14 protein-coding genes and 2 pseudogenes are annotated in these 12,374 nt (G+C 62.9%); 15 read left to right on the top strand and 1 reads right to left on the bottom strand.

Annotated features, from left to right (window positions below; translation table 11 throughout):
• From EOA60_RS37370 to EOA60_RS39600, 12 genes and pseudogenes are all read left to right on the top strand, one after another.
• Nucleotides 1–272: pseudogene (locus EOA60_RS37370) on the top strand (hypothetical protein); the annotation flags it as partial.
• Nucleotides 265–657, top strand: a complete 393-nt coding sequence (locus tag EOA60_RS04660) for a hypothetical protein (protein ID WP_095824487.1) — start codon at nt 265–267, stop codon at nt 655–657. The pseudogene EOA60_RS37370 and the gene EOA60_RS04660, both read left to right, overlap by 8 nt.
• Nucleotides 545–1,255: pseudogene (locus tag EOA60_RS04655) on the top strand (terminase family protein); the annotation flags it as partial. The gene EOA60_RS04660 and the pseudogene EOA60_RS04655, both read left to right, overlap by 113 nt.
• A 589-nt stretch (nt 1,256–1,844) precedes the next feature.
• Nucleotides 1,845–2,600, top strand: a complete 756-nt coding sequence (locus EOA60_RS04650) for a terminase family protein (RefSeq protein ID WP_095829036.1) — start codon at nt 1,845–1,847, stop codon at nt 2,598–2,600.
• A gap of 70 nt (nt 2,601–2,670) precedes the next feature.
• The gene (locus tag EOA60_RS04645; protein ID WP_095824484.1) at nt 2,671–2,925 is read left to right on the top strand and encodes a hypothetical protein; all 255 of its coding nucleotides are present in this window, start codon (nt 2,671–2,673) and stop codon (nt 2,923–2,925) included.
• A gap of 717 nt (nt 2,926–3,642) precedes the next feature.
• Nucleotides 3,643–4,164 carry a hypothetical protein gene (locus EOA60_RS04640; protein ID WP_095824483.1) on the top strand — a complete coding sequence of 174 codons (522 nt, stop codon included), beginning with the start codon at nt 3,643–3,645 and terminating at the stop codon, nt 4,162–4,164.
• On the top strand, nt 4,164–4,568 hold the full coding sequence (locus tag EOA60_RS04635; RefSeq protein ID WP_127335292.1) for a hypothetical protein: 405 nt from the start codon (nt 4,164–4,166) through the stop codon (nt 4,566–4,568). The genes EOA60_RS04640 and EOA60_RS04635 overlap by 1 nt, the downstream gene beginning before the upstream one ends.
• A gap of 296 nt (nt 4,569–4,864) precedes the next feature.
• Nucleotides 4,865–5,416, top strand: a complete 552-nt coding sequence (locus tag EOA60_RS38745) for a hypothetical protein (protein ID WP_245322350.1) — start codon at nt 4,865–4,867, stop codon at nt 5,414–5,416.
• Nucleotides 5,404–5,697, top strand: coding sequence for a hypothetical protein (locus tag EOA60_RS04625; RefSeq protein WP_095824480.1), 294 nt, complete (start codon nt 5,404–5,406; stop codon nt 5,695–5,697). The genes EOA60_RS38745 and EOA60_RS04625 overlap by 13 nt, the downstream gene beginning before the upstream one ends.
• Nucleotides 5,698–5,704: 7 nt before the next feature.
• Nucleotides 5,705–6,019, top strand: a complete 315-nt coding sequence (locus EOA60_RS04620) for a hypothetical protein (protein WP_066999353.1) — start codon at nt 5,705–5,707, stop codon at nt 6,017–6,019.
• A 58-nt stretch (nt 6,020–6,077) separates the two neighbouring features.
• A complete protein-coding gene (locus tag EOA60_RS04615; protein WP_095778286.1) occupies nt 6,078–6,647 on the top strand; it encodes a hypothetical protein in 570 nt (189 codons plus the stop codon).
• Nucleotides 6,616–6,741: a hypothetical protein gene (locus tag EOA60_RS39600; protein ID WP_280950693.1), complete on the top strand. Its 126-nt coding sequence runs from the start codon at nt 6,616–6,618 to the stop codon at nt 6,739–6,741. Before EOA60_RS04615 ends, EOA60_RS39600 begins: the two co-directional genes overlap by 32 nt.
• A gap of 369 nt (nt 6,742–7,110) precedes the next feature.
• Here the strand turns inward: EOA60_RS39600 and EOA60_RS04610 are convergent, their stop codons facing one another.
• A complete protein-coding gene (locus EOA60_RS04610; protein WP_066999347.1) occupies nt 7,111–7,719 on the bottom strand; it encodes a methyltransferase domain-containing protein in 609 nt (202 codons plus the stop codon).
• 294 nt (nt 7,720–8,013) lie between these two features.
• On the opposite strand from EOA60_RS04610, the gene EOA60_RS04605 reads away from it, so the two are divergent.
• From EOA60_RS04605 to EOA60_RS38155, 3 genes are all read left to right on the top strand, one after another.
• Nucleotides 8,014–9,813, top strand: a complete 1,800-nt coding sequence (locus tag EOA60_RS04605; protein ID WP_127335255.1) for a portal protein — start codon at nt 8,014–8,016, stop codon at nt 9,811–9,813.
• On the top strand, nt 9,810–10,133 hold the full coding sequence (locus EOA60_RS04600) for a hypothetical protein (RefSeq protein ID WP_095824478.1): 324 nt from the start codon (nt 9,810–9,812) through the stop codon (nt 10,131–10,133). The genes EOA60_RS04605 and EOA60_RS04600 overlap by 4 nt, the downstream gene beginning before the upstream one ends.
• A gap of 346 nt (nt 10,134–10,479) precedes the next feature.
• A partial coding sequence (locus EOA60_RS38155; protein ID WP_206628095.1) for a hypothetical protein occupies nt 10,480–12,374 on the top strand: 1,895 nt, incomplete at its 3' end.

The following is a 12,374-nucleotide window of genomic DNA, read 5'->3' as shown; positions in this document are numbered from 1 at the left end:
CGCCGGGTGTGCGCATCGGCATGGTGCGCGGCGGTCCGGTCGACGCGATCGCCGGCTTCGGCTTTCCGCGCCAGGGTCTCGATCCGTCGGCCATGAGAGCCGCCGCGGCGAAGCTGAAACGAACGGAGCCGTTTTCCGGACAGGTCGATCAGCCCTCCGCGCCGAAGGCCGCCCGCGCCAAGCCGCGCAAGAAGCCGGCGCGCAAGCCCGCCAAGTGGCGTGCGGTTCGTTCCGCCGGAACGCCGGAAGCCGATGCAGCCGTCAATGGCTGACTGCGCAGGCAAGGCGCGGCGCGCCGGCGCCCGAACCGCTGGAGCGAAGGCTGAGCCGGCCGCCGCGCCGATAGCCAGGCGCTCGAAAAAGACGCTGGGCGACGATTTCGCCGCGGCGCTGCGCGCTGATTTCCGCGCCCATGGCGCCGGCGTCATCGCCGCGGTCAGGGCGGAAAAGCCCGACCAGTATCTGAAGGTCGTGCTGACGATGCTGCCCAAAGAGTTCTCGCAGGGTCTCGATGCGAACCAAAACAGTCTGGGCCAGTTGAGCGATGAGGAGATCCGCAGCCGCATCCGCTGCCTCGAAGCGAGGCTGCGGCCGTTCCTCGATGATAGCGACCTATTTGGCGCTGCTCGAGGAGATGGACCGACGCCGTCAACGTAACCTTCTTGCTGCCTACAGGCCATACCAAAGGCAGTCCGAGTTCCACGCGGCGGGGGCAAAAAACCGCGAGCGCCTGTTCATGGCCGGTAACCAGCTCGGCAAGACCAGGGCAGGGGGCGCCGAATGGGCCATGCACCTCACCGGCCGCTATCCGGACTGGTGGAGGGGCAAGGTGTTCGACACGCCCGTCCGGCTCTGGGCCGCCGGCGTCACCGGCGAGGGCACGCGCGACAATCCGCAGCGTGTGCTGGTCGGCCCGCCGCAGCGACAGGCGGAATGGGGCACCGGCATGATCCCGGCCGACGCCATTGCCGAAACGACGATGGGCCGCGGCGCCCCTGGAGCGCTGGACAGCGTCGTCGTGCGCTGGGGCGGTGGCGGTGATGTGCAGGCGGGCGAAAGCGTGCTCTCCTTCAAGTCCTACGAAAAAGGCCGCGAGAAATGGCAGGGCGAGACGCTGCACGGTGTCTGGTTCGACGAGGAGCCGCCGCTGGACATTTATTCCGAGGGTCTGACCCGCACCAATGCGACGGGCGGGATAACCATCGTGACTTTCACACCGCTGCTCGGGATGTCGGATGTGGTGCTGCGGTTTTTGTCGGCGGAGGCGGTTCAGGGCTTGGGTTCCTCGCCCCCGCAAGGCGGGGTGGCCGCGAAGCGGCCGGAGAGGGGGTCTTCGTAGGGCGACAAGCTTACGAGTAGCTTTCCGCTCTTGCATCGACAGCCGGCGCTGCCCCCGCTCCGTCGCAGCTTCCGCCGCGCCACCTCCCCCACGTTCGTGGGGCGAGGAATTGGAGCCAAAAAATACGGATGAAATCTGATCAGGGATATTTGCTGCCCGCAAGCTGCCTAGCGCGAGCCTTAGGGTCGGTCGCTTTCCGGGTTAGCGGTTGGCACCATATCCTTTCGTCACGAGTAATTGGATTGTACCAGACATTGCATACTTTGTTCGGTGTGTCCGGGATACAAACTTTGCGTTGGAACCCCCTGAACTCGTGAATCCCGCAGGTCTGCTTGCTCGTGTCATAGGGCACGTTCGACTGGCAGGCTGAGGCGCTCGCGGCAATGGCCACGACGATTGCAATGCGGATCATGTATCTCCCCCGTTTCATCAGGAACTTCGCATTGATGAACAGTATTATCAACGACAATAGTTGGTTGGGGCAGATAATTACGACGAGACTAATATGTCCCGACACGTGACCTTCATGACCATCGAAGATGCCGGGCACTATTCGCCCGAGCAGCGCGCGGAAATTATCGCCGCCTATCCGGAGCATGAGCGCGAGGCGCGCGCGAACGGCATTCCGGTGCTGGGCTCCGGTCGCATCTTCCCGGTGCCGGAGGAGATGATCGCCTGCGAGCCGTTCCGGCTGCCGCGCTGGTGGCCGCGCATCGGCGCGCTCGATTTCGGCTGGGACCATCCTTCGGCCGCGGTCGAGCTTGCCTGGGACACCGAGGCCGACATCGTCTATGTCGCCAAGGCCCACCGCGCCGCGCAGCAGACGCCGGCGATGCAGGCGCTGGCGCTGAAGTCCTGGGGCGAGTGGCTGCCCTTCGCCTGGCCGCGCGACGGCCGCCGCGAAACGCTGGAAGGCGCCGGCGTTGCGCTCGCAAAACAATATGCCGCGCATGGGCTGACCATGCTCTCGGGTCACGCCCGCTTCGCCGACGGCTCCGTCTCGGTCGAGGCCGGCCTGATGGACATGCTCGACCGCATGCAGTCCGGCCGCTTCAAGGTGTTTTCCACGCTTCACGCCTGGTTCGAGGAGTTCCGCCTCTACCACCGCAAGGACGGCCAGGTCGTGAAACTGCGCGACGACCTGATGGCCGCGACGCGCTATGGCGTGATGATGCTGAGGGAAGCGGTGGTCGACCCGGCGGAGTTCAAGGCGGCGCGGCGGCCGGCGGCGCAGAGCGATCCGCTGGGCGCGTTTCGCTAAGTGGTAACAGAGGCAGGGGACATGGCGAAACCCGTACGGTATTGTCCGCGGCATTCAGGGGGCAGGCCGCATGATCTTTTCGACGATGTTCCGTTCTATCAAGATGGCTGTTAGTGGCGAGGTCATTCAGCGGATCGATACGCCAATTATGGACGGCCACTGCACGATTTCCCTGCGCCTGAAGCGCGATAGAAAAGGCCGCAAATATGTGGTGCTGGCTGGCATAGCCAGCGGCAACTACCAGTATTATCCAATGGAGCTGGAACAGTTCAGGCAGGTCATCGAAGCGGCCCTCGCCATACAATCTGCGACTGCTGCCGAGTAGCTGGCTCAGCTCCGTACAGGACAGGGCGATCCGCTGGGGGCTTCCAGGTAGGGCAGAACCTCTCTCTTCGTCATACTCGGGCTTGACCCGAGTATCCATGCCGTGACCCTTGCCGTGGAGTGCAGCGGTGCAGAATTCTGCAACCGTGTCAACACCTTAGCGTCACGGCATGGATCCTAGGGTCTGCGCGCGTCGCTTCGCTCCTCGCTTCGCCCTAGGATGACGAAGAGCCGTTCCGGCCACCCCAGCACGAGCGACTTCTAGCCTCTCCAAAATCCTCAATCCAGCAAGTCGCGCACGCGCCGCCGCGCTTCCGATCGGCTGCGATCGCCTGCGCGCCCTTTTTCCAAAGCCCAGTCGTGCACCGACCCTGCTACCCGGGAAGCTTTATCTCAACAGCTAGACCAAGCTGGGATTTATCAGCCAACCGACATCGATCCGATCACTACTGCGGCGACAGGGGAGCAATCACCTTCTTCGGAGGCTTCCGGCGAACCCAAGTCTGCAGTTCGACAGGCCGCAGAGGGTTTCGGCAATTACCTCAGCGAGAGCTTTGAGGCCCTTGGCCGTGCCCCGCACGGCATTGGGCTGATTCTGCAGGATCTGCGCGATTCGCCTTGGGACTTCCTTGAGCAACTGCCGGTCACCTCCGGCTCGGGGGCTGTTGCCGAAGGGCGCTTTGCGTCAGAGGCAGCCGGCGAAGCTGTTGCAAAAGGCTTGGCGATTTTCCGCGACGGGGCGGCCAAGTTTACCAAGCCGCTCGAGAAGTTTGCGACGAGTGGTTCGCGCGCCAAGTCGGGGCTCGCCGCTGATGCCGCGGTGGCTCGCCAAGCGGTTGAGACGAAATCTCTGGTCAAAGCCGCGGAGGATGCTGCCTACCGTGTAGGCACCGGCGCCAAACTCAAGAAGGGCGAGGTTCTTGAGATCATAAAGTCGATCGCAAGAGATCCTTCTAAGGTAAAGTATCAAGGGGCATCGTTCGGGAGGGCTGCCTCCAAAAATTACCGCAAAACATTTCTTGATGCGAACCCGAATCTGCAGGGAGAAGTTGTCGTACACCATGCTGCGGAGCGACAGATATGGGAGAGATTTCCAAGCATCGTCGCTGCAAACGAGGAGCACTCTCTTCAGAATCTTCGTTTACGAGGCGTATCCTCAGCCAACACGTCAGCAAATTCTGGATTACGTTACATCGACAAGAAATACGGGCATCTGTTCAATCCTCCGATAGGTGAGTGATGCAATATTTTAAGATACGGCCGCACGTGGCTGGTGGTATTGGCAAAGGCACGGTTCTCGACTCGAGCGTTCATCCACCGATGGTAACCAAGCTCCACTACAAGGTAGAGGCATGGTTCGGGGATGTGATTGTTGCGACGTTTCCTTGTTTCCTCGTCACTGAAGAAACCCAGCGCGCGCTGCAGAAGATGGGCTTTTCAGGCGCGACGTTCGCGGACGCTGAGGTGACGACCTCGGAAGAGTTTCAAGAGGATCAACCCGGCCTGGAACTGCCACATTTCGTTTGGTTGAAAGTGAATGGAAAGGCGGGTCAAGACGACTTCGGGATCGCGGTGCCCTTCCGCCTCGTCATCTCGGAACGCGTTCTTGATCTGCTTGAATCGTTGGGCATTTCGTTGCGATAGTCGAACCTTACGACGACGAATAGCATGGGAATTGGCGGTAAGTTCCGGGCGTATGCCACTGATTCAAATTACGCTAGGAAGCTTAGGCCTTATCTGAAGGAATTGCCGTGATGCCTCAGGCACCCTCCGCCGCTAAAGCGGCTAAGTGTGAAGCATGAAAGGCGAATATTCTCTGAGGTTGGATTCCCAGGGTTTGAGCATCGAAGTGGAAAATCTGCGGATCACCGATTCTTGCGGAACGACCGACCGACGCGCTCGGCAATTGGCCCAAACATCGCCTGTTTGTCCTTGGTCCAATGCATATCGAAACAGGTGACGAGACGGTGTTTCTGGCACATGCCGTAGAAAATTTCTGCGCCATCCGCCGATGTGCCGGAAATGACGACAACGGATGGTTTATCAAGATTATATGTAACTCGGCCAGTATCACCTACGAGCTGCTTCTTGATATAATCGAAGGGGCTCTTTTTATTAGTATCGGCTCGGTACTGGCGAAGCTGAACGCCCGGATACTTCTCGGCTCGAACGCTGGGCCTAAGTTTTCAGCGAATCCACCAAGCAATCGAGACTCCCCGTCAGCAAACAAGGCGGGAATCTCGATCTTGCTTCCGCCGCTGACGGAAACTGTCCATTTAGTGGCTTCCTCGGCCGCAGCAAATGGCGCCCACAACATCAAGAAGCCAAGTGCGAACACGACTGCTTTCACGGCGTTATCCCCCGGCGACATTCGCGGAACGATGTCGGCGCTGCTGAGCAATCGACATCTTCATCGCCAAACATTAGGCTATGCACCCATAGCGTGTGTGGTTTGTTGGTTCAATCTGGGGAGGCTGTCATGGGGAAAATAACGAAGCTGCTGGATGTCGTTGGGAGGTTGTCGGATTTTGATGAAGAGGACACGATCTATGTGTCGGAGCCTTGGACAGAAGACTCTGATGCAATGGTTGCGACCGCGCCCGATGATACTATGGTACCACCAAAGGCGGCGGCCAAGGCGGGTCTGACATACTTCATCGAAATATTCATCGCGATCGAGGTTATAGAGGGGTGGATCGCGTCGCAGAAGGAAAAGCCCAGCCTCTCGGCGATCTGCGACAGGCTGATTTATTATGCCACCTATGATGCGTGAGGGGTAAATGTCGGACGACAAGCGTTATGAAGGAAAGCCGCTGCTCAGGCTTCTGGAGTTTTATGTGCTCAAGGCGATTGGAGAACTGTCTCAGGAATCCGAAGAGTCCCTGGACGCCATGGCGCCGAAGTTGCAGGCCATCTATGGCGGCGATGGACGGTGGGATGACGCGATCGCCAAGGCTCTTCACATGCCCGACACGATGCCAGAGGCGATCCGGGATATGTGGAAGAAGAATCTCAAAATCGCCCACAACAACAAGGTAACGCTTACGCCCCAACAATTTGCCGAAATGTTCGTGGACAACAACTTCGCGGGCTGAGATTCCGGTAACGGAGTCCCCTGGCGACGGCTTCGCTCTCGACCACGAAAGCCCATCCATGCCCACCCGCATCGTCCCCGCAACGCTGCGGGATCTCTCCTACATCGCCGCCAACCTGCGTCCCGAGGACCGGGCCGAGATCGACTGCCAGCTCGACCATTGGTCGCCGGCGCTGCTGGCGCTGACGGCGCTGCAGGGCTTTGCCTATGTCGCCGAGCTCGACGGCAATCCAGAGGCCGGCTTCGGCGCGGCCGAGCAGCGGAGCGGCCTTTGGATCGCCTGGAGCTGGGGCACGCGCCGCATGAAGCGCTGCGTGCCGGAAATCACGCGCTTCTTCCATGCGGTGCTTGGGACCCGGGTCGCGGCCAAAGGCGCCTGGCGGGTCGAGGCGAGGGCGCTTGCCGAGAACGAGCTTGCGCTACGCTGGCTGGACCGGCTCGGCGCTACCCAACGCTGCCGCCTGCCGGGTTACGGCAGGAACGGCGAAGACTTCTTCCTCTATGATTGGACAAGAGAAAGCTGGAACCATGTGTCTCTTTCAAAAACCGCCGGAACTGAAGCCATTGCCGCCGGCGCCGACTATGCAGGACAAGGACGTGCAGGCGCGGGAAGCGGCGCTCAGGGCTGAGCTCGAGCAGCGCCAGGGCACGCTCACCACGGTCAAGACGGATCTGGCGCCAAGCGACGTTGCCGGCCGGCGCCGCGTGCTGCTCGGAGTCTGACGCCATGACAGCGATGAAACGCAGTTTCCGCCGCCGCGTGCTCGATTGGTGGTATTGGCGACGGCATGCGCGGTTGGTGAAGCGGCGATCCCACTGATCAACATCGGCGCCTTTCCCTTCTCTTGCGATTTCCAACACTTAGCTTCGCTAAGATGTTGAAATCGCTTTCTCCCCCACAAGGGGGAGAAAAGGCGCCGCGCTGTCCTCGACGCTAGTTGCCAACGCTTAAGATCTACGGGAGCGCTGATGCGGCGCGCTATCTTCCCGCTTGTGGGGGGAGAAAGCATTTTCCTGCATTTGCGAGCGGGCTTGTCCCCGAGCAAGTGCTTGGAAAATGCCACAGAGTGGATTTCGTAGGGCGTCACCCGATCACCCCTTCTTCGCGAACGCCCAGACCATCACCGGATACTCCTCGTCGTTGCTCAGGTCCCGCCACAGCCCGTACGCCCGAACCGGGCCGCCAATATGGGCCCTGGCGCAGGCCTTGTTGCCCCAGCCGAAGGCCTGCACGTCGTCTTCGGCGAAGCCGCCTTCGACCATCAGCTGCTTGAGCCCCGCGGGCGTCCAGCGACTGTAGTCGTGCGGGCGCGCATGCACGCGAAACAGGAAGGGCGTGGCCACCATCGCCCAGCCGCCGGGCCTCACCATGGCGTGGATGTTGGCGGCCGCCGCCAGCGGGCGCTGCACATGCTCCAGCACCTGGTCGGCAATGACGATGGAGTATTGCTCGTCCGTGCGATCCTTGCAGATGTCGAAGTCGGGGAAATCGAGTGACCGGTAGTCCGGGCACATCGCCCGCCAGTAGCGGTTCCAGCCCGGCGAGATCTCGATCACGTCGCGCGACTTGCGGTTGGCCGCCTCGAGGAAGGTCGTGAAGGCCTCGATCTGGCGGATGCGCAGCCAGTTGCGGCTGTCGTAACCGATCAGCCGCTTCACTGCTTGTTTGCTTCGGGTTTTCAGCGCGCCGGCAAGGCTCATTCTCGACCTCCCTCGTGCCCGCCGCGGATGGGTGTGTAGCACCCAGAAGTGCGCAAAAGATGACATGAAGAGGGTAATCTCCCCCCGTGTGGGGGAGATGCCCGGCAGGGCAGAGGGGGGCGCTGTCCCGCCGGCTTCTCCATCGTTTCGCTTACCAGTTTCCCGGCCAGGTGTTCTGGCTGACTTCATCGAGAGGTGGCGCTCTACGGCGCCCCCCTCTGTCCTGCCGGACATCTCTCCCACGAGGGGGGAGATTGGCAGCTCCGGCCGCTCCGCCAAACAAGCGAGATCCCCATGACCGATTCCCGCGCCCGCGATATCCTGTCGCGACAGGCCGAACTCGAGACCGAACGCGCCGCCTATGAGCCCGTCTGGGAAGCAGTGGCGGAGTTCTGCGATCCCGATGCGCCCGACATATGGACCGGCCGCCGCACCAGCCGCGGCGAAAGCCAGGCCGAACGGCAGGAGCGGCGCGGCTCTCGCGTCTACGCCAACACCATCAACTCCGCCGCCAACCGGCTCGCCGCCGGGCTGGAAAGCCTAATCATCCCGCAGTCGGAGAAGTGGCACGGGCTGACCACCGCCGAGATGGACGATGAGGAGACGGACGAGGAGAAGGAGTGGGCGGAAGCCTTGCGCGATTTCCTGTTCGCGCTGCGCTATTCGGCCAACTCCAACTTCGTGCCGGCGACGCAGGCCTGCCTCAGGAATGTCGTGCGCTACGGCCCGGCCTATCTCTATGCCGAGGAAGGCTTCGGCGGCACGCTGATCCGCTATGCCTCCATTCCCGTGGTCGAGGGTTATCTCAGCCGAAACCGCTGGGGCCAGGTCGACACCTTTCATCGCCGCTACGAGCGCACGGCGCGCCAGGCGGCGCAGCTGCTCGGCTACGAGAAACTGCCCGCGCGCATCAAGGCTCTGGTCGACGACCCCGCCAAATGCGAGGAGAAGGTCTCGCTGATCCAGTGCGTTCAGCCGCGCGACGAGCGGCGCATGTATCGCTCCGGCGGCTCCTACCAATATCTCGACGCGGCGTTTGCCTCCTACCACGTGATCGAGGACGAGGAGGAGATCGTGCGCGAGTCGGGCTTCCGCACCTTCCCGGTCTCGACCTTCAACTGGCGCCGCTACGAGGGCGACGCCTACGGCATCTCGCCGGCCATCGAGGCGCTGACCACGGTGCGCGAGGAAAACGCGGTGCGCCGCTCCGGGCTTCGCGCTCTGCAGCAGATCACCGATCCGCCGACGGCGTCCAAGGCCAGGCTCGACTATGTGCCGGTGCTCAATCCCGGCGAAAATTATCCGGGCCTGATCGACGACAATGGACGACCGCTGATCCAGCCGATCGCGACCGGCCAGAACCCAAGCTATGCCTTCGACTATGCGGCGAGCCGCGCGGAGGAAATCCGCGACATGATGTTCGTCAACCTGTTCCAGACGCTGGTGCAGAACCCGCAGATGACCGCCACCGAGGCGCTGATCCGCCAGGAAGAGAAGGGCGCGCTGCTCGGGCCGTCGGGTTCGATCATCCAGGCCGGCTTTGCCGCAAATCTCGACCGCGAGCTTTCGATCCTGGAAGACAAGGGCCTCTATGACGAGGACAGCCGCTTCGCGCCGCCGGAGAGTCTTGCCGGCAAGACGGTGCGGCCGACCTTCACCGGCCCGCTCGACGTGCTGCGCCGCTCAGCCGAAGCCCGCGACACCATTCAGGTGGTGACGACCGCCATGCAGATGGCGCAGTTCGATCCCGGCATTATGGACAATATCGACGGCGACGAGGCGCTCCGCGTCGTGCAGAGCGCCGGCCGCAGCCCGCAGCGCATCTTTCGACGCAAGGACGAGGTCGAGGGCCTGCGTGGAGCCAGGGCGCAAGCGCAACAAGCGCAGGCCGGCATGGCCGCGATCGCCACCGCCGGCAAGGTGGCGAAGGACGCCGTTCCGGCGGCAGTGCAAGCGCGCGACAGCGGCCTGCTCGACAGCCTGCAGGCGATGATGCAGGGCGGCCAAGGCGGCGCGGCTGCCGGTGGCGCGGCTGGTGCTCCTGCCGCTGCTCAAGGCGCGATGCCTGCCGGCGCCGCCAATGGTGGCGCATGAGCCGCAAACGCTTTGCCCGCCCATCCGACGCCGGCGGCCCCTTGGCCGCGCGCGAGGCGCTGACCAAAGCCTATCGCCGCGCCTTTTCCGGCGAGGACGGCGAGATGGTGCTCGCCGACCTCACCGCCACCACCGGCTATTATCGCCGCCCGTCCTACGGCGACTGGCTGGCGCGCACCAAGACGCCCGAGGGCTTCGAACTGCACAGCGCGCTGAGCAACGCGCGCGCCGAAGTGGTGCAGCACATCATGGGTTTTCTGACGCTGGAAGATGGCGAGCTCGCCGCACTCGAAAAGGCGGCGCGGGCCGAGGAGAGATGAGGCGCTGAAACTGCCAATCTCCCCCACGAGGGGGGAGATCAGCAGCTTCGCTCCCACCGCCAATTCTGCAGCGTTGGTGATTGGCGAAAGCATGCATGCAGCCAATCTCCCTCCTTGCGGGGGAGATGTCCGGCAGGACCGAGGGGGGCGTGCCCCACCGGCCGTGCCGTGATCTGCCACGCCGCGGTCGCGTCAACGCCAGCCCAGTCGCACGAACCACGTCGCGATCCCTCCGCCATCCGAGCTCCACCCGAAACTCACCACCCGCACCGCCGAACCGGCCGCCGTCCCTGGCGGCCCGTCGCCGCGCGCACTCCCTTCAAAACCGCCGGGCAGGAAACAGCCAATGGTCCACATCATCCCTCTTTTTGTAGGCGAGCGCCGGCTCGATACCGGCAACGCGGTGCAATATCCGGGCTCTTCGCCTGTGGGCGAAGCGATGCAGCAATTCGGCGACCGATGGCAGGCCGCCGCCGAGCGCTACGAGCAGCGCAAGGCGCAACAGCAGGCCTTCGACACCGAGATCGCCGCGCGCCGGCTGAACGGCGAACTCGCCAAGGCCGAGGCCGATGCGGTGGCCAATGCGCCCGCCGACGGCGCCGGCCTGCACGAAGCCATGTATGGCCAGGTCGATCCGTACACCGGCCAGGTGGTGAAGACCGGCCTGTTCGACACGCTGTTCGGCAATTTCCTGAAACAGGTGCCGCCCGAGCTGCGCGCCAGCATTGCCAGCCGCAAGGAAGCGCTGCGCGAGGCGGGCTCCCACCGAATGGCGCTGCAGCAAAATCAGCGCCGCAAGCAATATGAGCAGGATCAGGCGGCGGAGGTTCACTCCGCCGAGCTCAACAACATCGCGCGGAGCGACCCGAACGATACCGCCGCTTTCGATGCCTCGCGCCAGCGCGGCCTCGATCTCATCGCTAAGATGGATCTCGATCCGCAGATCAGGCTGCAGGCCGAAGCCGCCTGGCGCGCCAGCACGGCGAAGCAGCGGATGCAGGCGCTCATCGCGCAAGACCCGCGCCGCGCCGCCGAGATGCTCAGCGCGGGGAAGGTCGCGAGTGACGGCATGGGCGAGACGGTGCGTTCGCAGCTTGCTGGCGGTGCTCGGAACGAAACAACGGAAGCAAACAGCCAAAAAACGCCGGATGAAATGGTCGCACAGGCGTTCGGCGAACGGCCGTCGCGGAATGACCCAGCAACCATTCCTCTCGACGCCGTCACCTACCTGAAGCCGGGCGACATCGGCGCGCTGAAGGCTCAGGCGAACAACGCCACCGCGGCTCAGATGGTCAGAGCGAATGCGAGGGTCATGCTTGCCGAGCAGAACGCCCCGGCGGTCATCGCCATCACCGGCAGATACCCCGAGGAAGAGCCGACCGAGCAGGACTTCGTCAAGGTCTACGGCGCCGACCTGGGGCCAGAACGTTTCGAACAATTCCGGATCAAAGCCGGTGTCGCCAAAGCCTACTCCGACATGCATGCGGCGCCGAACCAGGCGATCCATGCAGAGCTTCGCGATTCCGAACCTGGACCAAGCGGTTCGCCGGAACAGCGCAAACGCTACGAGATAAAGGCCGGCGCCGCCCAGCTGATCATGGCCGCCCGCGAAGCCGATCCTGTCGCTTACGTCAGTCAATTGTTTCGCGGCGACGCTCCGGACTGGAGCAAGGTCAAGACGCCTGAGGAATTTCAGGCGGCCGTCAACTGGGCCAGGGCTGCCCAGCAGCATCTGGGTTTCAGCACAGTATTGGCCGTTCCGCAGGAATTCTCGGACAGCCTTGGCGCCACATATGTCGATGACAGCGTGCCGCTGCAGCAGCGCAACATCGAACTGAGCGACATTCTGAAGGCGGTGCGCGACCCCGAGGCGCGCGTCGCATTGGCCGGACAGGTTTTCCAATCCGCTCTGGCTCGCCTCCGCCAAAACGCGGCGGATGATCCGAAGATCACGCCGGCGGAACTGGAAGCCCAGGCAAAGAACCTCCAGTCCGATCTGATCAACATGGCTGCTCATCCGGCACGCGCGCGGTTCGACGCCGGCCCATGGTGGCAAAAGCCGTTCGCCGCCACGAACGACGTCGTCAGGCTGATGGCCAACGGCGCAACTTTCGAACAGGCCGACAAGTTCGCTGCCGGGATGAACTGGCTTTTCTCCGACAAGAGCTATGACGAGCTGCTGGCGGCCGAGCAAGCCGAAACCGAAAACGCCGAGGACCGTGCCGGATCGGCTGCCATAGG

Origin of the sequence: Mesorhizobium sp. M1A.F.Ca.IN.020.06.1.1, assembly GCF_004023265.1 — a bacterium.
In the GTDB taxonomy this organism is placed as follows: domain Bacteria; phylum Pseudomonadota; class Alphaproteobacteria; order Rhizobiales; family Rhizobiaceae; genus Mesorhizobium.
This window is presented reverse-complemented; position numbering and strand designations above follow the sequence as displayed.